Here is a 26514-nt window from a genome sequence, read left to right on the forward strand (position 1 = left end):
CTCACCCGCCCAGCGAGACGGACGCGCCCGAGACGGAGACGATGCCCTGACTCTTGATGGTCAGCGTGCCCGTGGAGTTGAGCGTCAGTTCGTTCCCGCTGTTGATGACCACCTTGCCGGCCTGACCGGTGAGGATGTTGATCGTCCCGGCATCGCCGCACCTGATGGTGAGCGTCCCCGCCGGGTCGGTGGGTTCGCAACCGAGCTCCACCGCGCCCCGTCCGGCGTCTATGCCGAGCCCGAGCTTGCCGTCGGCGGTGCCGAGCGTGATCCGCGACTCCGGCTTCGGAACCGCGTCCTGGTCGTCGTGGAACACCAGCCGGTTGCCCGAGGCCGAGACGAAGCCGCGGCGCGCGACCGCCGAGTCCGCGCCGCCCAGCCCCTTCAGGATCGCCTTCCCGCCGAGGCTGTAGGCGCTGTGCTCGGTGACGAGGCCGCCGAGCACGTAGGGGCGTCGCGGATCGCCGAACTCGAACCCGACCAGGACCTGGTCGCCGACCTCGGGCAGGAACATCGCGCCGCTGCGCCGGCCGGCGCCGAACTGCACGACCGGGGCCCAGTCCGTGCGCACCTCCGTGGACAGCCACGGCAGCGTCAGCCGCACCCTGGCGTGCTCGTCGCCGATGTCGTCGACGACGGCGCAGACGAGGCCGGGGATCCGGACCGGGCCGGCGCCGCCGGCGGAGGTCAGGCCGAGCAGCGAGCGGTCGTGCGCACCGCCGGCGGCGAACTCGGTGTGGTAGCCCTGCTCCGTCAGGTCGAAGACGTGCCGGGCGCGGGTCACCAGCCAGGTGGTGGGGAACCGGTCGGGAATGCCGGAGACCCTGACCGTGGCGCCGGCGCGGATCGCGGGGTCGCCCGTCGCGTCGCCCTCGGCCTCGGCGAAGGTCCCGCCGACGAACGCGGCGAGCGCCGTCGACGCTGCCTCGGCGTTCCCGACCGGCAGGGTGGTGACGACATGGGCGGTCCGGCTCGGTGCGGGTCCGAGGTCCTCCCCGGCCTCCTGGTCCTGCGCCACGGGCAGGGCCGCGACCGCGGGATCGTCGACGGCTCGGAAGAGCGCCGCGACCTCGGTCAGGCCCTGCGGACGCGCCGGGGAGGCGGTGGCCGAGGAGGTCGGCGCCGGGGACGCGGCCGAGAGCGTCGCCCGCAGCGGGTCCCAGACCCGCACCTCGACATCGGGGGTCAGATTCCCGGCGGTGACGCGCGGTTCGAAGCGCAGCAGCCCGCCGGGTATGGCCAGTTCCGGCACGCTCGCTTCGGTCTCCGCCAGCACGGAGGCCCTGCGGAAGCCGAAGAGTCCGTCGAACATGCCGAACTCGAAGCCGATCTCGCCCGCCCGCTGGGCCAGGAACTCCCAGTCGCTCTGGTTGCACTGCAGCAGGTGCTCGTGGACGGTCTCCGTCTCGGTGACGTCGTCGCCGACCGGCAGCCCGGCCTCGCGGGCGATCCGCCGGGCGATGTCCGAGTCGGTCACGTCGTCGAACGACCTGGACCGGCGCGCCCGTTGCAGCCGGTGGCACAGGTCGTAGCCGCGTACCAGGGTCCGCCCGACCATCCCCTGGTAGGACCCCTCGATGGCGGTGACCTCGCCGACGATGAGCCGGCCGCCCTTCCCGGGCCGGGCCAGCACCTGGACGCGCGCCCCGATCTCCAGGCCGGCCGCGTCCAGCGCGGCCCCGGTGAGGTCATCGAACGCGAGCGTGAACATCCCCGGTAGCAGCAGGTGCGTGTCCACCTCGGTGCGGGCCAGACACTTCGCCGCGACGCCGGGCAGTTCCCGGCCCGGGCCCGGGCCGACCAGCACCGTCGGCCACATCGTGGCGCCAGGGTGCGTCGTTCCGTTCATCGTCCGTCCTCCTGGGCACCCGGCAGGTACACGAGCGTGCCCGGCCGCACCCGCAGCGGGTCCTCGAACCGGTTCGCCGCGGCGATCTCGCGCCAGTGGCCCGGGCCGCCGTAGGTGCGGGTGGCGAGCTCGGGCAGGCTCTCGGTGCCGGCGAGCAGATGGGTACGGCGCCCCGACGGACCGCCCGAACTGGGGTTGGTCGGCCCGGGGAGAGACGGGACCGAGTGAAGCGTCAGATCGACGGTGGCCCGAACCGGTAGCCCGTCCCAGCCGAACCTGGTGTAGGTGGCTGTCACCTGGTTGAGGTGGACGAGGTAGATCTGGGGCCCCCAGACGAACTTCAGCTCGGGCAGCGCGGTGGCCTGCGGGTCCCCGGGGACGCGGACGGAGTGGCTCCAGGCGAGCAGGCGCAGGCAGGTGCGCGCCACGTGCTTGCCGTCGAAGGTCAACGACCGCAGGGTGATGCTCGTGGTGCCCCTGGCCCGCTCCCGTTCCTCGACGGAGTTGGCGGCCAGGCTCACGTTCGCGTCGGCCTTGGTCTCGCCCGTCTTGCTGTTCGCGTTGGACGTCGCCACCTGCGCCGTGTGCGAGATCGTGATCGCCGCCGGGTTGTAGTCGAAGTCGACGGCGGCTTCGGTGGCGTCGCGATCCGCCGGTTCGAGCCGCGCGACGCCCTGCCTGCGGGACGCCCACGGCGTGCTGGCGGGGGTACCGTTCTTGACCGGCCGGGGTGCTGCTGGCGTGCTGCGCAGTTCGTCTCGCTGAGCCTGGAGCATCTGGGGGGTGATCATGTGTCGGGCTCCTAGGCGAGTTCGGTGGCGGTTTGCAGCAGGAAGCCCTCGTGCTCGAGGGTCAGGGTCTCGATGGCGACCGCGTTCTGCCGGGCGTCCAGGACCGGCCCGCTCCACGAGACCGGGTACGCGTCGCGCAGGCTCCAGGAGGCGACCACTTTCTGGTGCACGTCCTGCAGGGCGATGTTCACCGTCCCCTTCGGCGGGCTGGTGCCTTCCTTGTCGTAGTTCATCCAGGTCCTGACCAACTTGCCGAGCCAGGCCTGCAACGCCTGTGAGGTCTGCTGTTCCATCGCCCGCTCCAGGACCACCGGGGAGTAGGTCACCTGGGCGGGCAGCTTCACCTCACCGCTGTAGTCGCCGCCGACTTTGATCGACTCGGTCCTGAAGTCCACCCTGAGCCCCTTGCAGGAGGACCATTCGCCGAGCCGGTCGATGCCGTCGCCGTTGGAGAAGGTGACGGTGAAGCGCATGGACAGGCCGTAGTACCGGAACGCGGTGTCGGCGGACGCCGCGCGTGCCGCCGACACCGCGCTGGACACGGTCGAGCCGCCGAGCGGGGCGAGGGCGAGGCCGAGCTGGCCGCCGCCCTGCCCGGCTGCCGAGGCGAAGGACGCGGTGGTCACTGGCGGGATGCCTTTCTGGTTCGGGGGTTGACGGTCAGAACGGCGAGAGCATCGGCGAAGTCGGCGACAGGGCTGAGGAGTTCAGGTCGTCGTCGAGGAAGCCGGTGTGGGCGAGCTTGAGCGTCTCGATCGCGGGTTTGGCCCCGGCCGCGTCGAAGGAGTCGACGGACCAGGCGATCGGGAAGAACTCGCTCAGGCGCCACTGGACCATCGGGATCCCGGCGAAGTCCACCAGCTGGATCGTGCCGCTCTGCGGCTGCGGCTGCTTCGAGGTCTGCGTCAGCCAGTGCTGCACGACCCTGGAGTACGGCCCGGCGGCGCGGCTCAGCGTGATCGGCTCATACCGGGTGGCACCGGGGAAGAGCCAGACCTGGTTGCCGCGGTCCCCGACCCGGTGCTCGACCTGTTGCCAGGACACCGAGAGGCCGGTCACCCGGGACCAGCCGCCGAGGTGGTACGCGACGTTGTCGATCAGTACCGCGTACCGGTGGGTCATGCCGACCGTCAGCGATCCGGCCGTGCTCTCGGCCTTCTCGGCGGTGCCGAACGGCGACCGGGCCACGCTCATGGGTTCCCTCGAATCTCGTCATCTCGCCCATCCGAACGGTCCGCCCTCGCTGAGCCGGCCGGCGCGCTCGCGGTCGACCAGGAGCTCGCGCCGGAGCCGACCGTGGATCTTCTGGTAGACACGGACCGCCAGTTCCTCGATGTCGCCCGGGTCATCGAGGTCGAGCGGACGCTGGCGGCTCAACGCGAGGAGCCGGTCCCGGGCCGAGATCAGCTCCGCGTCCAGCCCTGCCGGTGCGGGTGCCGGTGCCGGTGTCAGCGCCGGCACCGGTGGCTCGGACGCGGACGGCATCGCGTCCGGCACCGCGGCGATCGGCGCCGGCGGGTGTGCGGATCCGGCCATGGCCGTCATCACGTCACCATGCTGTCGTTGGACCCCGGCCACGGGCGGCGCACCGCTCGGCGCGGTCCACGGCGCACCGCTCGGCGCGGTCCACGGCGCGGTCCACGACGTCGAGGGCGTCGCGCCGCTCCCGGCCGGGTCCGGGCCCAGGCCGCGCGCCCACCGTTCGGTCGCCACGGCAGCGCCCTCCAGCTCCTGGCCGGCGGTGGAGTCCTCGGGCGGGAGGGCCGGGCCGAGGGCACGCTGCTGAGCGGCGTGGGTGAGTTCGTGCGCGAGCAGGCCGTGCGCGACCGGCTGGTCGAGCGGCCCCGCCTCCATGGGTAGGAACACCTCGCCGTCCCGGGTGAAGGCACGCGCACCGAGCGCCTGTGCCTCGTCGGTCACCTCGGGCCCGCGGTGGATCGGCACGTCCGAGACGTCCACGCCCTGGGCCCGCCGCACCAGGTCGGCGAGTTCGGCGGGGACGGCCTGGACGGCCGGCGGGTCCGGGGGTGGGTCCGGGGCGGGCGGTTGCGGTCGGCTGGGCGGTGGCGGATGGGTCAGCGGCCGGTGCGCCGCACCGCTCGTGGTCGCGGTCCTGGTCACCGCGGCAACCGGCGCGAACGCGGGCGCCGTCGGGGGCGATACCGGCACCGCCGCCGGAGCCGGCCGCTCGCCGGGAACGAAGCGGTAGACGGGCCGGGCCGGGTGGACGGGGCGCGGCTGCGGCGAAGGCCCGGCCTCGGTGGCGGAGTCCGGTGCCGGCGAGCTCGGGTCCGGCTCCTTCGGACGGGTCGGCCGCGGCGCCGGGGACGGCATGGAGCGGGAGGGCCTCACCGGCCGGTCGACCGGCGCCGCGAGGCCGAGGCCGGGCGGCCGGCCCGCGTCGGTGCCGGCGTCGATCCGCGGCTCGGATCCGGGCTCCGGCTTCACCTCGGACCTGGGCCCAGGGACCGAGCCGGCCGGGGGAGCCGGGGTGTTCGGCGACGGACCGTCCTGGATCCCGGGCGTGTCGGAGGAGTCCCCAGCCGGCTCCTCCGCGATGTGACGAACGGGCTGGCCGAGGCCGAGCCGACGGCTCTCCGCGAGGGTGGCACGGCGTGTCGGCCTCGCCGCCTCCGCGGGTGCCTCCGCAGGTGTCCCCGCAGGCGCCTTCGCGGGCGTCCGGGGCGGCGCGACAACCGCCTCGCTCGACCACGAACCGCCGCCTTCGGGAACCGGCGGCAGCGTGAACTCCGTCCCGGGTGCGTCGTCTTCCGCCGCGGTCGCCCACGGCGGGCGGTAGGACTCGACCATGCGCAGCCACGCCGAGGCGGCGTACGGCGCGGCGTCCGGCTCGGGGTCGCCCAGGTACTCGTCAACGGCCTTGGTCAGGCTCGGCCGAGGCCCGGGGGAGGCGAGAACCCGCGGCGTGAGGAGCGGAGCCGCGGGAGGCGTCTGTGGGGCCGCCTGGTCCCGGTCCGTCGAGATGCGCTCCGCCGTCGCCGCGCGCCTGCGGACGGGAGCCGGGGAGGACACCGGAGGTCCCGGCTCCGGCGACGCCTCGGCCCGGACCGTGACCAGTCCCGTCATCCGGCCGGCGACCGGCTCCACGACGGGCGCCGCGCCGACCGCACCCCGACCGGCTCCCCGGCGGCTCGGTACGGGGATCAGGGGCCGGTTCCGGTGGTCCGCGAGGGCGCCGATCGAGCCCGCCGCGGTCAGCGGTGCTCGGCGGACGGTCGGGGCGAGCGGGGGGAGCCGTCGCCAGTGCGCCCGGCCGCTTGGCAGGACGGACGCCCGGGCGGGCAGCGGGTCGAGGCCGGTTCGCGCGTCGCGGGTCCTGTCGCGCCGCCATCGGGGCAGCCAGCGCATCTCGTCTCCTCTCCAGTCGCCGGGTTCGGGCTAGCGGGGTCGGGCGGGTCCGGCCGCATCCGGGTCGAGGCCGGTGTGGATCCGGCCGACCTCCTCGATCACCCGGGCCCGCACCGGGTGTTCGAGGTCGAGGATGTCCCGCAGCGGCCAGTGCAGGTAGTAGGCGAGGTACACGGCCTCCTCCCAGAGGCGGTCGGCCGTGTACATCAGGATTCCCCCGGGGCATCACCGGCGATGTCCACCGCGAAGCCGTGCCCGCAGGCCGGGCAGGTGACGTCGGCCTCGGTGTGCCCGTCCTGGTTGATCCGTCGGTAGAGGTCCTGGAGGAACGCGAGATCGGAGGCGAACAGGTTCTCGATCAGCAGCGCGTCCACGCCCGGCGCCGAGCCGAGCTGGGTCACCGTCCGGGCGAGCAGCAGGACACCGAGGTAGGCGGGGTTCTGCCTGACCCGCGGATCGCTCTGGCTCGTGATCTCGTCGCGTGCCGTCGCCAGGCGCATCACGCCGTCCCGGTGCACGCGGCCCTGCTCGTCCACGTAGCCGCGCGGCAGCACGAACGGGTACCGGGTCATCAGGCCCGCCGAGTCGGGCGGTGCGCCCTCGGTGTCGGTGGCGGCGGGGTGCGTCAGCATGGGCTCTCCTCCGTCATCCGGCCGGCTGCATCAGGATCTGGTCGCAGTGCAGCACCACCGTCTCGGTCACCACTTCGGTCGCGCCGGCCTTCATCCCGCCGATCTCCAGCTTCGACGGCCAGGCGTTCTCCAGCAGGTAGGTGATGATCGGCTGACCCGACTTCGGGGACTGGGCCGCCCCGAACAACTGCAGCGAACAGGTCTTGCGGGCCGTGGGCTCGCCCTGGAGCACCGCCTGGTGCCAGGACCACATGTACGTCTGGGTGTCGAGGCCCCGCTTGAGCGTGACCGTCGGCGGCTTGGTCTTGCCGTACTGCTTGGTGTGCACGATCCCGTCGCGGCCGGTGGAGATGTACTCCACCGATTCGACCTCGGTGTTGATTCCGGACAGCTCGCTGAACGTGGCGACCTGGATCCCGTCCACCTGGATCACGAAGGTCGACGCGCTCATCACCGTCGGGTTGCCACTGGCTATCGCCATCTGGCCCGTCACTCCTCTCCGTTCGAATACCCTGCCGTGCCGTCCGCCCGCTGCCCGGGTGGCACCGCGTCAGTGGCCCCGGTCACCGTCGCCCTGGGAGATCACGTCACAGGCGATCACGATGTCCTCGGTGACGAAGCCCTCCCCGGCCCTGGCCGAGGAGACGTTGATCTTCGCGCACCAGGCGTTGATGAGGGTGTACTTGATCAACGGCGGCTGGTCCGCCTTGGCGGCGAGCCCGCCGCCGTAGATGTCCAGGCCCAGCCAGGGCGCGCGGGCGCGGGGATCACCCTGGAGGGCCATCTGGTGCCACCCCCAGAGCACCAGGCTCTCGTCACTACCGCGCTTGAGCGTGACCGTCGGCGGCCTGGTCAGGCCGAACTGCTTGCTGTGGTTGATGAACCCGCCCGGTTCCACCGAGACGTACTGCTCGATGCCGATCTCGCTGTTGATGCCGGCGAGCTCCTGGAAGGCGATGTCCTGAAGGTGATGGCCGTTGATCTGGATGTCCGACGTGATCACGATGATCGGCGCGGAGGCGATGGTGGAAAACCGCTGGGGCTTGGGCGACATGACGCTCGGTTCCTTCTCCGTTTCGGACTGGCACCCGCTACTCCTCCAGAGCCGCGCCCTGCGAGTACTGCGAGACCCGGAAGACGATGAACTCCGCCGGCTTGACCGGGGCGATCCCGATGTCGACGGTGAGGATCCCGGCGTCCCGGTTCTCCGGAGGGTTGTTCTCCTCGTCGCACTTGACGAAGAACGCCTCCTCCGGCGTGCGGCCGAACAGTGCCCCGCTGCGCCAGACCCGACGCAGGAACATGATGATCGTGCGGCGCACCGAACCCCACAGGAAGCCGTCGTTGGGTTCGAAGACGACCCAGTTGGTGCCGTCGAGAATGGATTTCTCCACGAAGTTGAAGAGCCGGCGCACGTTCAGGTAGCGCCACTCGGGGTCGCTGGAGAGCGTCCGCGCGCCCCACACCCGGATGCCCTGGCCGGGGAAGGCCCGGATGCAGTTCACGGCCACCGGGTTGAGCAGGTCGTGCTCGCCGCGGGTGATGTTGGTCTCCAGCTCGACCACGCCGCGCACCACCTCGTTGGCCGGGGCCTTGTGCACGCCACGGGTCTCGTCGCTGCGCGCCCACACCCCGGCGATGTGACCGCTGGGCGGGACGAGCGTCGGCCGGCCCTTGACCGGGTCCATCACCTTGATCCAAGGCCAGTACAGCGCCGCGTACTTGGAGTCGTACCCGGCGACGTCCACCCGCCAGTCCCGGACCTGCTGGGCGCCGAGCCCCGGCGGCGGGTCGAGGATCGCCACCCGGTCCGCCATCAGCTCGCAGTGCGCGATCATCGCCAGCTGCACGGCCTTGACCCCGTCGAGGTCCACGCCCCCGCGCTGGTAGGCGGCCATCAGGTCGGGGACGCAGAGCATGGTCACGTTCTCGATCGCCTCCAGACCGGCGAAACCGGTGCGGTCGGCGGTGTCCCCGACGTAGTCGGACGGGGCGATCCGGGCCGGGGACGGCCCCTCGGCCACGGCGGGCGCCGGCGAGGACGCTCCGCCGCTCAGCACGACCGGCGCCCCCTTCGCCGGCACCAGGGCCGACGCTCCCTTGATCTCGTCGAGGACGATGAGCCGGGAGGACTCCTTGACGACCGTGGCGGCGTGCCGGGGGCCGCGCCGAAGCGTGAGGTTGTCGAAGGCCTCGGTCTCGCTGCCGTTCTGACGGACGATCAGTTTGAACAGATCCTCGCCGGGCTCGCTCGCGTCGGCGATCTCGACGCTCAGCTCGTTGCCCGCCTCCCCGGAGGCCAGCGCCCTGGCCCGCAGCGCCGGACGGTCGCCGTCGCCCGCCGCGGGCAGTTCGCCCCGCGCGGCGGAGCCGGGCGGCGTCGCGTCCCGGTCCGCCCGGCCGGCGCCGGACGCCTGTTCCGGCTCGCCCGTGTCGGTGGCGCCGACCCGCACCACGTACGCGGCCCCGCCGCCGTTGAGGAAGTAGCCGTAGACCGCCTGCGGAAGGTGCGCACCGTCGACGAAGCCGCCGAAGGCCTTGGTGTACTGCGTCCAATTGGTCACCAGCGTCGGCTGGTTGGGGACCCCGCGTTCGGTGAAGCCCACGAAGGCGCACACCGCGGTTCCCACGCCCTCGATGGGCCGGGAGCCCGACGAGACTTCCTCGACATAGACTCCGGGGGAATGGTAGGTCGGCACTGTCCTTCTGTCCCTCCGTCAGAACCACGGGATACGAATGCTGAGTTGCCGGCTCGGGAGCCGGCTCGACGGTGATCAGTCTCGGGCGTGCCGGGCAGGGTCCTCGTGCGCTCCGGAGCGGCGGGCGTGGCAGGTTCCGCTGCGCTTTGACGCAGCGCCGGCGTCCGGCTGCGGCAGAATCGCTCACATGTACTGGGAATCCGGCGAGTTCTGGGCACCAGGCGACCAGGTCGCGTCCGGCGACGACGTCGAGCGTCGCCTGCTCGCCGCCGACCGCCTCTGCCCGGACGGCCGCGCGCTCCTGGAGGTGCTGTCCGTGCTGGCCGGGGACCAGCCGCCGGCCGTGGTCGCCCGGGTCGCCGGTGTGCCGGAACCCGCCCGGGCGCTCGACCTGCTGCGCGGCCTCGGCCTGGTCGTGTCGGCCGACGGCCCGCGGCGCCCCGCTCGGATCGCGCTCGCGCGGGAGAGCGACGGCCGGTTCCTGCGTGCCCGGCTGAGTCCGACGAGATGGCGGGCCCTGCACCGTGCCGCCGCCGAAGTACTCGATCCGCGTCCGGCGTTGGTCCACCGGGCGCTGGCCGCCGACCGCCCTGACCCGGACCTGGCCGCGGCACTGGAGCGGGCCGCCGTCGACGCCCCCGCGCCCGACGACGAGACCGGCGTGCCGACGCGGCAGTTGTTGGTGTGGGCGGCCGACCTCAGCACGGACCGGGCCGAGCGGGACCGCCGGCTGCTGCTGGCCGCGCTGCACGACGTGTACGGCGAGGAGCTCGGCGACGCTGATCTGTGGGCACGGGTGGAGGCGTTGCCCCCTTCGCCGTTGCGGTCCTGCGCGCTGGCCGGCCGGGCCCTGCTCGAACACCGGCTCGGCGCCGCAGCCGACCACCTGCGAGCGGCGCGCCGCTCGCTCGCCGCCGGTCACGCTGATGCCCGCGCCACCGCGGCGGTCGAGACCGTGCGAGCCGCGCTGGCCTGCCGCACGGCACGGGGCGGCGCCGCGGTCGAGGCGGCGACCGCGGCCCTGGAGGCCGCGAGTCGTGACGTCGTGCAGCTGCGCACGGCCCGGCGTCTGCTGCTGACCGGCCGCTCGTACGCCGACGGCCCGCGCGAGGTGCTGCGATCCCTCCCGGGGTACCTTGCTGGTTCCGGGGGGCTGTTGCTGGTGCGGGGCGAATGCCGCGTGCTGGCCGGCGATCTGACGGGGGGCGCGGGCGATCTGGCCGACCTCGCCCGACGCCGCGAAATCCAGCCCGGCCACCCGGACCGGCTGCGTGCGCTGGAACGGCTGGCGATCGCGCACTTCCTGCTCGGAAGCTGGCCGGAGGCCGATGCCGCCGTCGACGCCCTCGACGCGGCCGGCGGCGTCTCGGCGGGCCGGGCGCTGCGCGCGATGTTCTCGGCCGTCCGCGCCCCGGACGTGGCGCCGCGGCGCGGAGCCTGGGCGTCGGCGAACCGGCGCCCGCCCGGCTCGGCGGACCCTGACCGCCTCGCCATCGCCACCTGGGCGGACGTGATCGCCCTGCTGGCGCACCGTCATCACCCCGCCATCCTGGCGGCGATGACCTGGCTGACCGCCGGGGCCACCGAACTGGCCGACGCGCCGGCCAAGTTCGCGCCGCTGTGGCTGCCGGTGTACGCGGAGGCGGCGATCGAGGTCGCGACGGGCGCCGCCGCCGGGGCGGCCCTGGCGCAGCTGCGCGCGTGCGCGGAACGCACCCCGTACCTGGCGGTCACGTGCCATCGGCTCACCGGCCGGGCGGCCGAGCAGCGGCACGACCTGGCCGCGGCGGAAGCCGCGTACCAGGCCGGCTTGCAGGCCGTAGCGGCAGGCCCGCCGGCGCCACCCCTGCACCGCGCCCAACTGCGCCACGCCTACGGCCGGTTCCTGTGCGCCCACGGCCGGACGGCGGCCGGCCTGGGGTGGCTCGAGCGGGCCGAGGACGACTTCGCAGCGCTCGGCGCCCTCGCGTTCGCCCGGAGCAGCGCGCAGGACCGGGCCGCCGCCACCCGAGGGCCGTCGCCGGGCCAGGACGCCGTCCTGACCGAGCGCGAGACGATGGTGGCGCAACTGGTCACGACCGGGCTGACCAATCGCCAGGTCTCCGAGAAGCTACTGATCAGCGTGAAGGCGGTCGAGTACCACCTGGGGAAGATCTACCGGAAACTCGGCGTGCGCCGGCGCAGCGAGCTGGCGAGCAGATGGCCGAGCTGACGCCGTCGGAGACGACGGATTCGGAGGAGCACGGCATCCGTCCCGACCGTGGGGAGGATTGCCGGGGCGGCAAGGTGGGAAGTCTTCGGCAACTCTTCCGCACGGCAAGCCGGTTCGACGAGATGCGTGCCCCGCCCACCCTGCCTCCGAAGGGACTTCCGGTGTCCTCCGCCCCCCTTGCCCTCACCTTCGCCAATCTGCTGCTCCGGCCGGGCTTCGGCTCCCGCCGCGTCCCCGACCGGACCTTCGACCGGCTCGTCGCCACGACCGGGCAGGCGGACGGGGACCAACAGTTCGTCGACGACTTCCGGTCCCTGCTGCGCCGGTGGGCCGGGGACGAGAACCTCACTCCGGTCGGTTGGCTGTCCGCGCAGGCTCACGTCCGCAGGCATCTCGCCAACCGGGCCCGGATCCGGCGGCTGATCGCCGAGCACCCCGCCATCGAGCGGGAACCCATCGAGCGGCCGGTGTTCGTGGTGGGCCTGCCGCGCACGGCCACCACGCTCACCCACGGCGTACTCTCCCTCTCGGACGAGCACCGCTGCCCCCTGCTGTGGGAGTTGCTCACACCCGATCTGGACGTACCGCCCGAGCAGCGACAGAAGGCGATCACCGCCGCGCGTCGGATGGTCGGCGGAATCAACCTGTTCGCCCCGCGTTTCCGCGATATCCACCCCCTCGAGGCCGAGGGCCCCGACGAGTGCACCTTCGCCCTTCCGCACACCGTCATGCCGCTCTCCCAGGCCCGCCTCCCCGGGTACCAGACCTGGCACTACGAACGGGACTTCGTCCCCGACTACCGCCACCTCAAGCAGGTCTTCCAAGTGCTCCAGCACGGCCGTCCCCGCCACCGCTGGGTGCTGAAGTCCCCCATGCACCTCGAGAACCTCGACGCGCTGCGCACCGTCTTCCCCGACGCCACGATCGTGTGGACCCACCGCGACCCGGTCGACGTCGTGGCGTCGTTCTGCAGCCTGGTCGAGCACGGCATGGCCATCACCGTCCGCCCTCTCGATCTGCACGGCATCGGCGCCACCTGGCTCGGACTGCTGAGCCGCTCCATGGCACGGGGCCTCGCGGCCCGTGCCGCGATGCCCCGGCAGGCGCTGGTGGACGTCCCGTACTCCTGGCTCGGGTCCGACCCGGTCACGGGGGCCCCGAAGCTCTACGAGTCCATCGGCGCCCGGTGGACCGAAGCCGATGCCGTCCGGCTGCCCGAGGTCATCGCTCGCCCCAAGGGCACTCGCCCCCACAGTTACGACCTGTCACGCTACGGCCTGAGTCGCGACGACGTCGAGTCGGCCTTCGCCGACTACAACGTCCTTCGGGCCGAGGTCGACCAGGCCTGACCGCACGGCCCTCCCGGGTCGCCCGGCAGCTGGCACCGCCCGGCGTGGGCCAGGGTGGCGCTGTAAACGAGAGCGGGCGCCGGCACGTGCTCTGTGGTGGTTCACGCCAAGTGGGGGCTCGTGCGGCCGGGCCGTGGATGTCGAGCCGGGCCCGGTCGTGGTGCCGCGGCTCGGACGACGTCGGTGATGGAGATCTCCCGTGCTGGTATGGCGAGTTGGTGACCATCCCGGGGTCGCGGGGGCTCTTCGCCAGCCCGTGCTGTCGCGGCTCGCGCGGGATTGCCAGCAGGAAACGCAGGCGGATGCCCTGGGAGACCGACAGCCGTTCCGCCTCTGGGGGGCGTCCGGCGTGCGCGCGAGTTCCATCATGGCCCGTACCGCACAGTCCGTCCGAGTCGAGACCCGCATGCTCGACAACTCCCCGTGGACAGTCAAGGGCTCGGCGAGTCAGTATTTCGCCAACTCGGCTTGCAGAAGGCCTACTTGATGGACATCCAGTCCGGCCGGAGTGTGGTGTCATATAACCCATCGAGTTGATGGAGAATCCCTGCGGAGGTGCAAATGCTCGGCACACGCGGTCGTGAACCTCGCAAGCTCGCGGCGGTGGGGGCGGGGTCCTCGAGAGCCACCCCCACCGTGGGTGATCCCCAGGATCGCTTGAACGTTCCTGTGGGGGAGACGAGTTGCCTGCCGGACCGGCCCGGGAACCTCCGTGGGACCGCCGGGGACGCCTCGCAGCTCGAGGAGGTGCGAGGCGTCCCGGCGTCCGCCCCGGCCGGGCCGCCCGGCGCCACGGTCTGGCTCACCGGACTGCCGAGCGCCGGGAAGAGCAGCGTCGCCACCGAACTCTCCGTTCGGCTGCGGGCGTCCGGCCGACGGGTGGAGATCCTCGACGGGGACGAGATCCGTACCCTCCTCTCAGCCGACCTCGGCTTCTCCCGTGCGGACCGGGAGACCAACGTGCGGCGGATCGGCATGGTCGCAGAGGTGCTCGCGCGCAACGGCGTCATCGTGCTGGTGCCGGTCATCGCCCCGTACCGCATCAGCCGGGACAACGTCCGGCTGCGGCACGACCTCGGCCGCATTCCCTACCTGGAGATCCACGTGGCCTCGCCGGTGGAGGTCTGCGCCCAGCGCGACGTGAAGGGGCTGTACGCCAAGCAGGCCGCCGGTGAGCTCTCCGGTCTCACCGGCGTGGACGCCCCGTACGAGGCGCCGGAACGGCCCGAGCTGCGCCTCGACACGCATCGGCAGACGGTCGCCGAGTCGGCCCGCGCCGTGCACGCACTGCTCATCGAGAGGGGCTTGGCGTGACCGCCACTCCCGACACCCTGACCACGCGTGCGGGGAGTGGTCACGACCTCCTCCACATCGAGGTGCTGGAGGCGGAGTCGGTGCACATCTTCCGTGAGGTGGCGGGGGAGTTCGAGCGGCCGGTGATCCTGTTCTCGGGTGGCAAGGACTCCATCGTCATGCTGCACCTGGCCCTGAAGGCGTTCTGGCCCGCGCCGGTGCCGTTCGCGCTGCTGCACGTGGACACCGGGCACAACTTCCCCGAGGTGATCGCCCACCGGGACCGCGTGGTGGCCGAGCACGACCTGCGCCTGCACGTCGCGTCCGTCCAGGAGTTCATCGACGACGGCCGGCTGCGCGAGCGCTCGGACGGCACTCGTAACCCGTTGCAGACGGCGCCGCTGCTGGACGCCATCGAGCGGGGGAAGTTCGACGCGGTCTTCGGCGGCGGCCGGCGCGACGAGGAGAAGGCCCGCGCCAAGGAGCGCGTCTTCTCGCTGCGCGACGAGTTCGGTGCCTGGGACCCGCGCCGCCAGCGCCCCGAACTGTGGTCGCTCTACAACGGCCGCCACGCGGTCGGCGAGCACGTCCGGGTCTTCCCGCTCTCCAACTGGACCGAGCTGGACGTCTGGCAGTACATCGAGCGCGAGTGCGTCGCCCTCCCGGAGATCTACTACGCCCACCAGCGCGACGTGTTCCGCCGGGACGGCATGTGGCTGACGGCGGGCCGGTGGGGCGGGCCGAAGGAGTGCGAACCGGTCGAGCGACGCCGGGTGCGCTACCGCACCGTCGGCGACATGTCCTGCACCGGAGCGGTCGACTCGAACGCCGCCGACGTGGCCGCTGTCATCGCCGAGATCGCCGCCAGCCGCCTGACCGAGCGCGGCGCCACCAGGGCCGACGACAAGCTCTCCGAGGCCGCGATGGAAGACCGCAAGCGCGAGGGGTACTTCTGACGTGACCACGGTAACCGCCACGCCGCTGCTGCGCTTCGCCACCGTCGGCTCGGTCGACGACGGCAAGTCCACCCTGGTGGGCCGCCTGCTGCACGACTCCAAGTCCGTGCTCGCCGACCAGCTGGAAGCCGTCGAACAGGCCTCCCGCGACCGCGGCCAGCAGGCACCCGACCTCGCGCTGCTCACCGACGGCCTGCGGGCCGAGCGCGAGCAGGGCATCACCATCGACGTCGCCTACCGCTACTTCGCCACCCCCAGACGCCGGTTCATCCTCGCCGACACCCCGGGGCACGTGCAGTACACCCGCAACATGGTCACCGGCGCCTCCACCGCCGAACTCGCCGTCGTCCTCGTGGACGCTCGGGGCGGCGTCGTCGAACAGACCCGCCGGCACGCCGCCGTCGCCGCCCTGCTGCGCGTGCCGCACGTGGTGCTGGCCGTCAACAAGATGGACCTCGTCGGCTACGCCGAGCCCGTCTTCGCCGCCCTCGCCGCCGAGTTCACCGCCTACGCCGCCTCGCTCGGCGTGCGCGACGTCGTGGCGATCCCGATCTCCGCCCTCGCCGGCGACAACGTCGTCGAGCCCTCCGCCCACATGGACTGGTACGCCGGCCCGACCCTGCTCGAACACCTGGAGACCGTTCCGGTCGGCACCGACCCGAGCCTGGAACCGGCCCGTTTCCCCGTCCAGTACGTCATCCGCCCGCAGACCGAACAGCACCCCGACTACCGCGGCTACGCCGGCCAACTCGCCTCCGGTGTCCTGCGCGTCGGCGACACCGTCACCGTCCTGCCCTCCGGGCACACCACCACCATCGCCGGCATCGACGCCCTCGGCCGTCAGACGGACATCGCCCGGGGCCCGCAGTCCGTCACCATCCGCCTCACCGACGACCTCGACATCTCCCGTGGCGACCTCATCGCCGCCGGAACGATCCCCGTCCCCAGCAAGGACATCGAGGCCACCGTCAGCCACCTCAACGAACGCCCCCTGCGCACCGGCGACAAGGTCCTGCTCAAGCACACCACGCGCACCGTCCGCGCCCTGGTCAAGGACATCGCCTACCGCATCGACATCGACACTCTCGAACAGCGCCCCGCCCAGGAGGGGTTGGGCGTCAACGACATCGGCCACGTGGTGCTGCGCACCGCCGAGCCGCTGGCACTGGACGCCTACGCGGACAACCGCCGGACCGGTTCGTTCCTGCTGATCGATCCGGCCGACGGCACCACCCTCACCGCCGGCATGGCGGGCAAGGCCTTTGAAACCGCGTGCGGCAACGACACATCCGATGAGGAGACCGGGCCTGATGCCCGAGGGAGCATGTCGTCGCGCTGACGGCGAAAATGGATCGCGGAGGGATCCATGGACGGATTGACCGCCAATTACGGTTTGCGGGCCAGGGCGCAGGAAATCAGCTGCTCCCACACCGTCAGATCGGGCCCGCCCATGACGCTGTCGGCGCCGCCGTCGCCCGGCGCGGGGTCCGGCCGCCACAGTGAGCAGTGGGCCAGCCCCGGTTCGAGCAGCTCGAGGTCACCGAACAGGTCGGTGATCTCCTCGTCGGTGCGCCAGCGGCCGCGGCCGATACTGCCCTGCAGCTTCTCCTCCAGGACCCGGGTCTCCCCGTTCTCGCCGGAGCGGAAGTGGGAGATGTAGAACCGACTGCCCGAGGGCATCCGGTCCGCCCACCAGCGCACGGGATCGGCGGGCCGCTCGGCGTCGTTGAGATGGTGCAGGACGCCGCTGAAGATGACGCCCACCGGCTCGTCGAAGTTGATCAGGCGCTGCACGTCGGGGTCGTGGTAGATCGCCTCCGGTTCGCGCAGGTCCGCCTGGACCACCGTGGCGCGGTCGTCGGTGGCCAACAGGGCACGGCTGCGGGCAACCACCATCGGATCGTGGTCGACGTAGGCGACGCGCGCATCGGCACGGTGCCGCCGGGCGACCTGATGCACGTTGTCGGCGGTGGGCAGGCCGCTGCCCAGGTCGACGAACTGGGAGATGCCGTCGCGGGCGATGGCACCCACGGCGCGAACCAGGGCCTGACGATTGGCCAGCGCGATCGCCGGGGACCCGGGCAGATCCCTGATGAAGATGTCGCCGATCTCTCGGTCGACGGCGTAGTTGTCCTTGCCGCCGAGCAGATAGTCGTAGATGCGGGCGATGCTCGGCTTCGACCGGTCGTCCTCTGCGGTGCGATCGGTCACGGGAACCAACTTCCTACCCTCGGGCCACGGGGGCCTCAATCGTAGGGAAACCACCTCGGCCGAGGAATTCCACCAACGGGTGAATTCGCGTGTTCCTCGTGCGACAGAACTGTGCCGTACTCCTCGAGCAGCCGACGCTCAAGAAGGTCCGCCAGCTCATCGAATCCACGATGACCCGACCAACTACCAGTCACGTGATCGGCCGGACAGCCCCTGGCCTTCCGGACGGGTGTGCACGGGGTAGGGGACGAAGCTGCTGGTGTGCTGGTCGATCGTCAGCGGGCGGCCGATCGGTGGGGCGGCGCGCTGGGGGCAGGCGGGGCGTTCGCAGACTTTGCAGCCGAGGCCGATCGGGGTGGCGGCGGACTGGTCGTCGAGGTCGAGGCCGGCGGAGTAGACCAGCCGTCCGGCGTGCCGGAGTTCGCAGCCGAGGCCGATGGCGAAGGTCTTGCCGGGGCGCCCCCAGCCGCCGGGGGAGCGGGTGACGGCGCGGGCGGTCCACAGGTAGCGGCGGCCGTCGGGCATCGCGGCGACCTGGACGTGTACCCGGCCGGGGGCGGCGAAGGCCTCGTAGACGTTCCAGAGCGGGCAGGTGCCGCCGGTGCGCGAGAAGTGGAAGTCGGTGGCGGACTGGCGTTTGGAGACGTTGCCGGCCCGGTCGACCCGGACGAAGGAGAACGGCACGCCGCGCAGCCTGGGGCGTTGCAGGGTGCTGAGGCGGTGGCAGACGGTCTCGTAGCCGACGGCGAAGTGGTCGGCGAGGTGCTCGATGTCGTAGCGGGCCGCCCCCGCCTCGGCGTGGAAGGCGGTGTAGGGCAGTACGAGCGCGGCGGCGAAGTAGTTGGCCAGGCCGATCCGGGTGAGCGACCAGGCGGTGGAGTCCGGCGGGCTGTCCTGGGCGGCGAGGTCGGAGAGCAGCGGGTCGTGTTCCAGGTAGGCGAGTTGGGTGGCCATCCGGAAGGCCTGTTGGCCGGGGCGCAGCCGGTCGGACAGCGTCAGGGTCAGGGTCCGCGGGTCGTACCGGTGCAACTGGTCGCCGCCGGTGGCGATCCGGACTCCGTGCCGGGACGCCAGCCGTTCGGCGAGCACGGTTCTGACCTCGCCGCGCCGCAGGCCGATGCCGGTGGCCAACTCCTCGGCAGCGGTGTCGAGTTCGTGGAAGTAGTTCTGGTGGCGGTAGAAGAACTCGCGGACCTGCTCGTGCGGGGTGCGCGGGTCGGTCGCCGGGCCCCGTTCTCCGGCGAGGACGGCGAGTTGCTCGGCCAGGGCCCGACGGTCGCGTCCCAGGTCCAGCAACAGCCGGGCTACCGCGGGCAGTCGGGAGGCGGCCTCGTCGAGGTCTCCCGGGGTGACGCGGCCGGCCGCGATCTCCTCGCCGAGGGCGTCGCGCAGTTCGGCGGTGAGGCGGGCGGTGTCCGGCGGGGCGAAGTACCCGGCGTCGACACCGAGTGCCTCGGTGAGCCGTAGCAGGACCGGCACGGTGAGTGGGCGTGCGTCGTGCTCCAGCTGGTTGAGGTAGCTGGGCGACAGGTCGACCAGGCGGGCCATGGCGGCCTGGCTGAGTCCACGGTCCTCCCTGAGTCGGCGGAGTCGAGCACCGGCGAAGGCCTTCCCCATCGTCCTGTTCTCCCTGCTCCACGGTTCGGTCGGTTCGCTGGCCCGGCGGGGGCACAGCCTAGCCGGTGCGACCCGAGAGAATCATCGCAACCTTCGCAGATTTGCCGAGAAGGCTTCGCGGAAGTTGGCATCGCTCCAGTGGTGACGGCAGTGGCACGGAGTGCCAGAGTCTGTGGTGCGGCCGAGAGGCGTGCAGGACAGCAGTGAAGAACCAGCTCGTCCGCCTTTCGTTGCTGTCCGGGCGACCACGTCCCGCGGTGTTCCATCGCCGCCCGGAGGGCCGGCCGCACTGTCACCTGGCGAAGTGAGCGTCCTCACAGCCTTCGCAACGAGCATCCCCGGGAGCAGACCATGACGACGTCGGTTCGGCAGCAGCAGGAGCAGCGTGCCGCGCAGTTGGCCGCGCGGTGGGCGGACGACCCGCGGTGGGCGGGTATCGAGCGCAGCTACACGGCCGCGGATGTGGTGCGCCTGTCGGGCACGGTGCGCGAGGAGCACACGCTGGCCCGGCGTGGGGCCGAGCGGCTCTGGCGGCAGCTGCACGAGCAGGACTACATCCACGCGCTCGGGGCGCTGACCGGTGGTCAGGCCGTGCAGATGGTGAAGGCGGGGCTGCGGGCGATCTACCTGTCGGGCTGGCAGGTGGCCGCCGACGCCAACCAGGCCGGGCAGACCTACCCCGACCAGAGCCTGTACCCGGCGAACTCGGTGCCGCAGGTGGTGCGGCGGATCAACAACGCGTTGCTGCGGGCCGACGAGATCGACGCGGCCGAGGGCAATGACGGGCCGGACTGGCTGGTGCCGATCGTCGCCGACGCGGAGGCCGGGTTCGGTGGCCCGTTGAACGCCTTCGAGCTCACCAAGGGCATGATCGCGGCCGGTGCGGCGGGCATCCACTACGAGGACCAGCTGGCCTCCGAGAAGAAGTGCGGGCACCTGGGCGGGAAGGTGCTGGTCCCCACCGCCCAGCACGTGCGCACCCTCAACTCGGCCCGGCTGGCGGCCGACATCGCGGATGTGCCGACGCTGATCGTGGCCCGCACCGACGCGCTGGCCGCGAACCTGCTGACCACCGACGTGGACGAGCGCGACGCGCGGTTCTGCACCGGTGAGCGGACCGCGGAGGGCTTCTACCGGGTCGAGCCCGGCATGGCGCCGGTGATCTCGCGCGGGCTGGCCTTCGCTCCGTACGCCGACCTGATCTGGGTGGAGACCGGCACCCCGGACCTGGCGCAGGCCCGCGAGTTCGCCGAGGCGATCAAGGCCGAGTACCCGGACAAGATGCTCGCCTACAACTGCTCGCCGTCCTTCAACTGGAAGGCGGCCCTGGACGATGACCAGATCGCCAAGTTCCAGCGGGAGTTGGGCGCGATGGGCTACCGCTTCCAGTTCATCACGCTGGCCGGTTTCCACGCGCTCAACCACTCGATGTTCCAGCTCGCCAAGGGCTACGCGGAGAGCGGCATGACCGCCTACGTCGACCTGCAGGAGGCCGAGTTCGCGGCCGTGCCGGACGGCTACACCGCGGTGAAGCACCAGCGCGAGGTCGGCACCGGCTACTTCGACCTGGTCTCCACCGCCGTCAACCCCAACGCCGAGACCCTCGCCCTCACCGGCTCCACCGAGGCCGAGCAGTTCCACTGAGCAGACCCGGCCCGGCGGGTGTTGACGGGCCCCGTTCGGGCCGCCACTGGCGGTCGACCCCCACTGGAGCTGGGGAGCTCCGCGACCGCCGACCACCCCGCCCGGGGGCCTCGTTGAGGGACGAGGCCCCCGGGCCCCACCTTCCTGGAGAACCGGATGAGCCCGACCAGCCGCATCGAGATCCTCGGCGAGTACGAGGACCGCTTCGAGGAGATCCTCACCCCTGAGGCCCTGCAGTTCGTGGCCGGCCTGCACCAGGCCTTCGCCGACCGTCGCACCGAGCTGTTGGCCGAGCGCGAGCGCCGGACCGCCGCGCTCGCCGCCGGTGGCACGCTCGACTTCCTGCCCGGGACTCGCGAGGTCCGGGAGGACCGCTCCTGGCGGGTCGCCGGGGCCGGTCCGGGGCTGCACGACCGGCGGGTGGAGATCACCGGGCCGCCCGAGCGCCGGATGACCGTCAACGCCCTCAACTCCGGGGCCAAGGTCTGGCTCGCCGACTTCGAGGACGCCACCTCCCCGACCTGGCACAACATCGTCTCCGGTCAGCTCAACCTGCTGGACGCGATCGAGGGCCGGATCGACGAGACCACCCCGGAGGGCAAGCGGTACCGGATCGGCGACAGCCCCGCCACCATCGTGGTCCGCCCGCGCGGCTGGCACCTGGACGAGGCCCACCTGCTGGTCGACGGCCGGCCGGCCATCGGTGCCCTGGTCGACTTCGGCCTCTACCTCTTCCACTGCGGCCGGCGCCAGATCGAACTCGGCAGCGGCCCCTACTTCTACCTGCCGAAGCTGGAGAACCACCTCGAAGCCCGGCTCTGGAACGACGTCTTCACCTTCGCCCAGGCCGAGTTGGGCATCGCACACGGCACGGTCCGGGCCACCGTCCTGATCGAGACCATCACCGCCGCCTTCGAGATGGACGAGATCCTCTACGAACTGCGCGAGCACGCGGCCGGGTTGAACGCCGGACGGTGGGACTACCTGTTCAGCCTGATCAAGAACTTCGCCCACCACGGGCCGCGCTTCGTCCTGCCCGACCGCGCGGCCATCACGATGACCCAGCCCTTCATGCGTGCCTACACCGACCTCCTGGTGCGCACCTGCCACCGCCGCGGCGCGCACGCCATCGGCGGGATGGCCGCCGCCATCCCGCAGCGCGACCCCGAGGCCAACGAGGTGGCCCTGACCAAGGTCCGGATCGACAAGGAGCGCGAGGCGAACGACGGCTTCGACGGCTCCTGGGTCGCTCACCCCGCCCTGGTCGCCACCTGCCGCACCGCTTTCGACGAAGTGTTCGAGGGTCGGTCGAGCCAGCTCGACCGGACCCGCGAGGACGTCGAGATCACGGCCGACGACCTGCTCGCCGTGCACCGGCTCACCGTCGGCCTGCCGACCGAGCAGGGCCTGCGGTCCAACGTCGCCGTCGCCCTGCGCTACCTGGTCGCCTGGCTCGGTGGCTCCGGCGCGGTCGCGGTCTTCGGTCTGATGGAGGACGTCGCCACCGCCGAGATCGCCCGCTGCCAGCTCTGGCAGTGGCAGCACCACTGCTCGCGGCTCACCGGTGGCTCGCTCGCCACCCCGGGCACGGTGCGGCGGTTGATCGACACCGAACGGGCCACCCTGCTCGAAGAGGGTGCGGATCCGACCCTGGTCGACAATGCCGTGCGGATCCTGGACGAGACCTCCCTAGGCGCGACCCTCCCGGCCTTCCTCACCACCGAGGCCTACGCCCGCCATCTGGTGCGCACCACCGCGCCGGTCGCCTGACCCCATCCCGACCAGCATCCACTCGAAAGGGGCACTCGCATGAACGACATCCGCCGGGTCGGCGTCGTCGGCGCCGGGCAGATGGGCGCCGGCATCGCCGAGGTCTTCGCCCGCGCCGGGCTCGACACCGTGGTCTGCGAGAACGGTCGGGAGGCCCTGCGCGCCGCCCGCAACCGCATCGACCGCTCCCTGCACCGCGCCGTCGAGCGCGGCCGGACGAGCGAGGAGCAGCGCACCGACGCATGGGCGCACCTGATCTTCGCCGAGGACCTGGAGGCGCTCGCCGACCGCCAGTTGGTCGTCGAGGCCGTCGTCGAGGACGAGCGGGTCAAGGCCGAGGTGCTCGGCACCCTGGACAAGGTGCTGGTCGACCGGGACGCCGTGCTGGCCACCAACACCTCGGCCATCCCGGTGACCCGGCTCGGCATCACCACCGGCCGGGCCGCGCAGGTCGTGGGCCTGCACTTCTTCAACCCCGCGCCGGTCATGCCACTGGTCGAACTGGTCTCCTCGCTGCACACCGACCAGACCGTGCTGAACCGGGTGGAGACCTTCGCCAAGGAGGTTCTCGGCAAGCACGTGATCCGCTCCCGGGACCGGGCCGGCTTCGTGGTCAACGCGCTGCTGGTGCCCTACCTGCTGGCCGCGGTCCGGATGGCCGAGGCGGGCAACGCCACTCCGGAGGACATCGACGCCGGCATGGTCCACGGCTGTGCCCACCCGATGGGCCCGCTGCAGCTCGCCGACCTCATTGGCCTGGACACCGTCCAGGCCATCGCCACCTCGATGTACGAGGAGTACAAGGAACCGCTCTACGCGCCCCCGCCGCTGCTCTCCCGGATGGTCGAGGCCGGCCTGCTCGGCCGCAAGACCGGGCGCGGGTTCCACTCCCACCGAGGTGTGTGACCCGGACTCCCGTGCGGGTGCCCCGGCCTCTGTCGCGGAGGGCCGGGGCACCGGCAGTTCGGGACCGCTTCTGGCTCGGGACCCGCCGCTGAAGCGCGGCGACCTTCCGGGAGCCGCGTCCTCACCCTGACCCGCGTCACCTGGCACGACGACCGGACGGCCGGGCAGTCCCGCGTGCTCGCCGATCGCCAACGGCCAGTCACTAATGCCACAAGGTTGCAACTACACGCAAGCTTGCAACAACACCCTGATGGCGGATAGCGTTCCGCCGGTTCCTGTGGCACTCCGCTTCCCGCCCTCCTGGCGGACCGGCGCGGCCACCGGCCCTTTGCCGTAGGTGCAACGTCGGTCGTGGCTGCCCGAGCACCACACCAGGTGGCGTGAGGATGGGGATGTCGACGTGTCGGTGATGAGTCGTTTCCGGTCGGGGGACCTCGGGACGTGGCGGTCCCGTCCCGAGGGGACGGGGGCCGAACCGGGCGGTCTGGCGCAGGTCTACCACGTTCGCGACCTCGTGGCCCTGTCGGTCTCCAGCGTGGGACCGCTGTTCAGCATCGCCGCCACCGGCGGGGTGATGGCCGGCCTCGCGGGCTGGTGGACCCTGCCCGCCATCCTCGTGATCACCGTGCCGTTCGTGATCGCCGCATACGTCTTCCGGCTGCTCAACCGGCGCTTCCCGCAAGCCGGGGCCTCCTACCACTGGTCCGCCCGGGTCATGGGCCCCGCGGCGTCCCGGTTCCAGGCGTGGATCCTGATCCTCGCCTACTTCACCTCGATCCCGCCGATCATCATCCCCGCGGCCACCTACACCACCAGCCTGCTGGACCCCTCCGCCCACCCGTCGAAGTGGGTCCAGCTGGCGGTCGGCGCGGGCTGGGTCTGTTTCGCGCTCGTGCCGCTGCTCGCCGGGGCCCGTCCCACCGCGCGGATCACGCAGGCCTTCCTCGTGCTGGAACTGCTTGCCGTGCTCGTGCTCGTGGTGCTCGGCGCCGTCCGCTGGCCCGCCCTGCACGTTCCGGTGCACTGGGGGCCCGCGCCGATCGGCGGGATGATCACGGTCGGCGTCGTCGCCGCGACCATCCTGGACGGCTGGGAGATCGACAGCTTCGCCTCCGAGGAGGCCCGCCGGCCACGGACCGACCCCGGCACCGGCGGGATCATCGGCGTCTTCTTCGCGCTCGGCTTCTACGCCCTGCTCTACCCGCTGATGTTCGCCGAGACCCCGCTCAAGGACCTGGCGAACGCGGACAATCCGATGGCCGTCTGGGGCGACCGGTTGATGCCCGGCGCACCCTGGCTGATCCTGATACCCGTCCTGGCCTCCACCGCGGGCGGACTCTGGCTGACCACCTACATCCTCAGCCGAGCGCTGTACTCGATGGGGCGCGAGGGCCTGCTGCCCCGCCGCCTCGGCCGGGTCAACGGCCGACGGGCCCCGCACACCGCCACCGTCACCGTCCTGGGCGCGGCCCTCGCCGTGGTCGCCGTGGAACTGCTCTTCCCCTCGGTCTCCAGCTTCTTCGGTCTGGTGCTCTCCGCTGCCGGGTTCTTCCTGGTCGCGGAGTTCTTCCTCGACTCCCTGACCGCCACCGTCTTCCTCACCCGGCTGCACCGCCGGGCGCCCGAGCCGGACGGGTCGCCGCAGCGCCACCGGGCCCTGCTCGCCTTCTCGGCCCTGGCCACCCTGCTGTTCGGCACGACGCTCGTCCTGTTCTTCGTCTACGGCCCGGCCAACATCGGCGCCGACATCGACTACGTCCTGCTCGCGCTGATCGCCGGGGGAGTCCTGTTCACCGTGCTGACCCGCCGCCACCGCGAGACCCACCACTTCAGCGGCCGTGACCTCACCGAGGACCGGGCCCGGGAGGAGCCCGCGCCCGCCCTGCTGTGACCCGCCGACCCCGGTTCAGGGCCGTTTCCGTACGGGGACGCGGCGCCTCGGGGCGCGGCCGTCACGTCCGCAGGGTCGCCCGGGTGTGGCGCGCGATTTCGAGGTCCTCGCGTGCGGTGATCACGAAGGTGCGCACGGGGGCGTCGGGGGTGCTGATGTCGCTGTCGGTGGTGGCGTTCCGATTGCGGTGGGGGTCGAGCACGGTACCGAGGTGGGAGAGGCCGCCGATGGCGGCATCGCGTACTTCGGGGCTGTGCTCGCCGACGCCTCCGGTGAAGACGAGGGCGTCGAGGCCGCCGAGAGCCGCGGTCATGGCGGCGATCTCGCGACGCAACCGGTGGACGTAGACCGCGAACGCGAGGGTGGCGGAGGGGGCGCCCCCGGCGGCGGCGCGCAGGACCTCGCGCATGTCACCGCTGCCGCCCGCGAGCCCGGCAAGGCCCGATTCGTGTTCGAGCACGTGGGAGAGCCGGCCGGCGGTGACGCCGGCGTGGTGTTGCAGCCACAGCACCAGACCCGGGTCGACGCTGCCGGAGCGGGTCGCCATCACCAGTCCGGCCAGCGGGGTGAAGCCCATGGTGGTGTCCACCGACCGTCCGCCCGCCACGGCCGCGAGCGACGCGCCGGCGCCGAGGTGGCAGGTGACGGTCCGCAGAGCGGCGAGCGGACGGTCGAGCAGCTGGGCGACGCGTCGGGAGGCGTAGGCGTGGGACAGGCCGTGGAAGCCGTATCTGCGCAGCCCCCACCGCCGGTTCCAGGCCTGCGGCAGCGCGTAGGTGGCGGCGGCGTCCGGCAGCGTCGCGTGGAAAGCGGTGTCGAAGCATGCCACCGCGGGCAGGTCGGGCCGTAGACCGGTCAGGGCGTCGATCCCGGCCACGCCGCGCGGCTGGTGCAGTGGGGCGAGTTCGGTGAGTGCGGCGATCCGGTCCCGGACCGTGCCCTCGATGCGGACCGGGGCGCGGAACGCGGTGCCGCCGTGCACGATCCGATGGCCCACGGCGTCCACTCGTCCCGCGCCCGCGAGGAACTCCCGGATCCGGTCGGCCTCATGGGCGCCGGCCCACTGGTCGAGGTCAAGAGCGGCTGTGATGTCGTCACTCCCGTCGAGCAGTCTCAGCTTCAGGCTGGACGAGCCGGCGTTGACCACCAGTACTCGCATACCGTGCCCCGCTGACTCCGTCTTCACGACGGTGAGGCCCGGTCGGCGGTCGCTGGTACGGCGTCGCCGAGCTCGCGGATCCAGCGGTGGTGACGGTGGCCCGGGGGCCGGAGGATCGAAGGTCGCGGTCAAGTCGACGTACCTGCCCTTGGGCGTGTCGCGCGCT

Annotated in this window: 23 protein-coding genes; 10 read left to right on the forward strand and 13 right to left on the reverse strand. The window is 72.1% G+C overall.

What is annotated here, in order from left to right; all coding sequences use genetic code 11:
* Window position 1: 1 nt before the first annotated feature.
* From ACIGXM_RS25895 to ACIGXM_RS25915, 5 genes are read right to left on the reverse strand one after another with little or no spacing between them, the layout of a single operon-like run.
* Entirely contained in the window at window positions 2–1849 is a 1848-nt protein-coding gene (locus ACIGXM_RS25895) for a phage baseplate assembly protein V (protein ID WP_396564798.1), read from the reverse strand.
* Window positions 1846–2640, reverse strand: a complete 795-nt coding sequence (locus tag ACIGXM_RS25900; RefSeq protein ID WP_396564800.1) for a hypothetical protein — start codon at window positions 2638–2640, stop codon at window positions 1846–1848. The genes ACIGXM_RS25895 and ACIGXM_RS25900 overlap by 4 nt, the downstream gene beginning before the upstream one ends.
* Window positions 2641–2651: 11 nt before the next feature.
* Window positions 2652–3266: a phage tail protein gene (locus ACIGXM_RS25905; RefSeq protein ID WP_396564802.1), complete on the reverse strand. Its 615-nt coding sequence runs from the start codon at window positions 3264–3266 to the stop codon at window positions 2652–2654.
* A gap of 34 nt (window positions 3267–3300) precedes the next feature.
* Complete coding sequence (locus tag ACIGXM_RS25910; RefSeq protein ID WP_396564804.1) at window positions 3301–3834, reverse strand: phage tail protein; 534 nt, start codon at window positions 3832–3834, stop codon at window positions 3301–3303.
* Between the two features lie 18 nt (window positions 3835–3852).
* Entirely contained in the window at window positions 3853–4761 is a 909-nt protein-coding gene (locus ACIGXM_RS25915) for a DUF4157 domain-containing protein (RefSeq protein ID WP_396564806.1), read from the reverse strand.
* Window positions 4762–4900: 139 nt separating this feature from the next.
* On the opposite strand from ACIGXM_RS25915, the gene ACIGXM_RS25920 reads away from it, so the two are divergent.
* Window positions 4901–5203 (forward strand): hypothetical protein, encoded by a 303-nt coding sequence (locus ACIGXM_RS25920; protein WP_396564808.1) that lies wholly within the window; start codon window positions 4901–4903, stop codon window positions 5201–5203.
* 836 nt (window positions 5204–6039) lie between these two features.
* Here the strand turns inward: ACIGXM_RS25920 and ACIGXM_RS25925 are convergent.
* The 5 genes from ACIGXM_RS25925 to ACIGXM_RS25945 form a co-directional block, all read right to left on the reverse strand.
* The gene (locus ACIGXM_RS25925; protein ID WP_396564810.1) at window positions 6040–6216 is read right to left on the reverse strand and encodes a hypothetical protein; all 177 of its coding nucleotides are present in this window, start codon (window positions 6214–6216) and stop codon (window positions 6040–6042) included.
* The gene (locus tag ACIGXM_RS25930) at window positions 6216–6641 is read right to left on the reverse strand and encodes a hypothetical protein (RefSeq protein WP_396564812.1); all 426 of its coding nucleotides are present in this window, start codon (window positions 6639–6641) and stop codon (window positions 6216–6218) included. The genes ACIGXM_RS25925 and ACIGXM_RS25930 overlap by 1 nt, the downstream gene beginning before the upstream one ends.
* Before the next feature lie 13 nt (window positions 6642–6654).
* Window positions 6655–7122, reverse strand: a complete 468-nt coding sequence (locus ACIGXM_RS25935; RefSeq protein ID WP_396564814.1) for a phage tail protein — start codon at window positions 7120–7122, stop codon at window positions 6655–6657.
* 69 nt (window positions 7123–7191) lie between these two features.
* Window positions 7192–7695, reverse strand: a complete 504-nt coding sequence (locus tag ACIGXM_RS25940; RefSeq protein ID WP_396564816.1) for a phage tail protein — start codon at window positions 7693–7695, stop codon at window positions 7192–7194.
* A 37-nt stretch (window positions 7696–7732) separates the two neighbouring features.
* Window positions 7733–9340, reverse strand: coding sequence for a phage tail sheath family protein (locus ACIGXM_RS25945; RefSeq protein WP_396564818.1), 1608 nt, complete (start codon window positions 9338–9340; stop codon window positions 7733–7735).
* Window positions 9341–9527: 187 nt separating this feature from the next.
* Between ACIGXM_RS25945 and ACIGXM_RS25950 the strand changes: the two genes are divergently transcribed.
* The 5 genes from ACIGXM_RS25950 (at window position 9528) to ACIGXM_RS25970 (ending at window position 16489) form a co-directional block, all read left to right on the forward strand.
* Window positions 9528–11552 (forward strand): LuxR C-terminal-related transcriptional regulator, encoded by a 2025-nt coding sequence (locus tag ACIGXM_RS25950; RefSeq protein WP_396564820.1) that lies wholly within the window; start codon window positions 9528–9530, stop codon window positions 11550–11552.
* Between the two features lie 161 nt (window positions 11553–11713).
* Complete coding sequence (locus ACIGXM_RS25955; protein WP_396564822.1) at window positions 11714–12901, forward strand: sulfotransferase family protein; 1188 nt, start codon at window positions 11714–11716, stop codon at window positions 12899–12901.
* A 747-nt stretch (window positions 12902–13648) separates the two neighbouring features.
* A complete protein-coding gene (cysC, locus tag ACIGXM_RS25960; protein ID WP_396564824.1) occupies window positions 13649–14215 on the forward strand; it encodes an adenylyl-sulfate kinase in 567 nt (188 codons plus the stop codon).
* Window positions 14212–15150 (forward strand): sulfate adenylyltransferase subunit CysD, encoded by a 939-nt coding sequence (gene cysD, locus ACIGXM_RS25965; RefSeq protein ID WP_396564826.1) that lies wholly within the window; start codon window positions 14212–14214, stop codon window positions 15148–15150. Before cysC ends, cysD begins: the two co-directional genes overlap by 4 nt.
* Window position 15151: 1 nt before the next feature.
* Window positions 15152–16489 carry a sulfate adenylyltransferase subunit 1 gene (locus tag ACIGXM_RS25970; RefSeq protein ID WP_396564828.1) on the forward strand — a complete coding sequence of 446 codons (1338 nt, stop codon included), beginning with the start codon at window positions 15152–15154 and terminating at the stop codon, window positions 16487–16489.
* 47 nt (window positions 16490–16536) lie between these two features.
* Here ACIGXM_RS25970 and ACIGXM_RS25975 read toward each other — a convergent pair whose 3' ends face one another.
* Together ACIGXM_RS25975 and ACIGXM_RS25980 are read right to left on the reverse strand one after the other, a co-directional pair.
* Window positions 16537–17361, reverse strand: coding sequence for an SAM-dependent methyltransferase (locus ACIGXM_RS25975; RefSeq protein WP_396564830.1), 825 nt, complete (start codon window positions 17359–17361; stop codon window positions 16537–16539).
* A gap of 183 nt (window positions 17362–17544) precedes the next feature.
* Entirely contained in the window at window positions 17545–18978 is a 1434-nt protein-coding gene (locus tag ACIGXM_RS25980) for a short-chain fatty acyl-CoA regulator family protein (protein WP_396564832.1), read from the reverse strand.
* A 351-nt stretch (window positions 18979–19329) separates the two neighbouring features.
* Between ACIGXM_RS25980 and aceA the strand changes: the two genes are divergently transcribed.
* From aceA to ACIGXM_RS26000, 4 genes are all read left to right on the forward strand, one after another.
* On the forward strand, window positions 19330–20622 hold the full coding sequence (gene aceA, locus ACIGXM_RS25985; RefSeq protein WP_396564834.1) for an isocitrate lyase: 1293 nt from the start codon (window positions 19330–19332) through the stop codon (window positions 20620–20622).
* Window positions 20623–20778: 156 nt separating this feature from the next.
* The gene (gene aceB / locus ACIGXM_RS25990; RefSeq protein ID WP_396564836.1) at window positions 20779–22392 is read left to right on the forward strand and encodes a malate synthase A; all 1614 of its coding nucleotides are present in this window, start codon (window positions 20779–20781) and stop codon (window positions 22390–22392) included.
* Between the two features lie 39 nt (window positions 22393–22431).
* A complete protein-coding gene (locus tag ACIGXM_RS25995) occupies window positions 22432–23298 on the forward strand; it encodes a 3-hydroxybutyryl-CoA dehydrogenase (RefSeq protein WP_396564838.1) in 867 nt (288 codons plus the stop codon).
* 409 nt (window positions 23299–23707) lie between these two features.
* Window positions 23708–25189 (forward strand): APC family permease, encoded by a 1482-nt coding sequence (locus ACIGXM_RS26000; protein WP_396564840.1) that lies wholly within the window; start codon window positions 23708–23710, stop codon window positions 25187–25189.
* Between the two features lie 61 nt (window positions 25190–25250).
* Here the strand turns inward: ACIGXM_RS26000 and ACIGXM_RS26005 are convergent, their stop codons facing one another.
* On the reverse strand, window positions 25251–26348 hold the full coding sequence (locus tag ACIGXM_RS26005; protein WP_396564842.1) for an acetate/propionate family kinase: 1098 nt from the start codon (window positions 26346–26348) through the stop codon (window positions 25251–25253).
* Window positions 26349–26514 lie beyond the last annotated feature (166 nt).

It is taken from the genome of Kitasatospora sp. NPDC052896, from assembly GCF_044547075.1.
Lineage (GTDB): Bacteria > Actinomycetota > Actinomycetes > Streptomycetales > Streptomycetaceae > Kitasatospora.

Bases quoted from the DNA above. Each gene is read 5' to 3' on its own strand.
- ACIGXM_RS25895 (WP_396564798.1), bottom strand. From the start codon at position 1,849: ATGAACGGAACGACGCACCCTGGCGCCACGATGTGGCCGACGGTGCTG.
- ACIGXM_RS25900 (WP_396564800.1), bottom strand. From the start codon at position 2,640: ATGATCACCCCCCAGATGCTCCAGGCTCAGCGAGACGAACTGCGCAGC.
- ACIGXM_RS25910 (WP_396564804.1), bottom strand. From the start codon at position 3,834: ATGAGCGTGGCCCGGTCGCCGTTCGGCACCGCCGAGAAGGCCGAGAGC.
- ACIGXM_RS25925 (WP_396564810.1), bottom strand. From the start codon at position 6,216: ATGTACACGGCCGACCGCCTCTGGGAGGAGGCCGTGTACCTCGCCTAC.
- ACIGXM_RS25930 (WP_396564812.1), bottom strand. From the start codon at position 6,641: ATGCTGACGCACCCCGCCGCCACCGACACCGAGGGCGCACCGCCCGAC.
- ACIGXM_RS25935 (WP_396564814.1), bottom strand. From the start codon at position 7,122: ATGGCGATAGCCAGTGGCAACCCGACGGTGATGAGCGCGTCGACCTTC.
- ACIGXM_RS25940 (WP_396564816.1), bottom strand. From the start codon at position 7,695: ATGTCGCCCAAGCCCCAGCGGTTTTCCACCATCGCCTCCGCGCCGATC.
- ACIGXM_RS25950 (WP_396564820.1), top strand. From the start codon at position 9,528: ATGTACTGGGAATCCGGCGAGTTCTGGGCACCAGGCGACCAGGTCGCG.
- ACIGXM_RS25980 (WP_396564832.1), bottom strand. From the start codon at position 18,978: ATGGGGAAGGCCTTCGCCGGTGCTCGACTCCGCCGACTCAGGGAGGAC.
- aceA (WP_396564834.1), top strand. From the start codon at position 19,330: ATGACGACGTCGGTTCGGCAGCAGCAGGAGCAGCGTGCCGCGCAGTTG.
- aceB (WP_396564836.1), top strand. From the start codon at position 20,779: ATGAGCCCGACCAGCCGCATCGAGATCCTCGGCGAGTACGAGGACCGC.
- ACIGXM_RS25995 (WP_396564838.1), top strand. From the start codon at position 22,432: ATGAACGACATCCGCCGGGTCGGCGTCGTCGGCGCCGGGCAGATGGGC.
- ACIGXM_RS26000 (WP_396564840.1), top strand. From the start codon at position 23,708: ATGAGTCGTTTCCGGTCGGGGGACCTCGGGACGTGGCGGTCCCGTCCC.
- ACIGXM_RS26005 (WP_396564842.1), bottom strand. From the start codon at position 26,348: ATGCGAGTACTGGTGGTCAACGCCGGCTCGTCCAGCCTGAAGCTGAGA.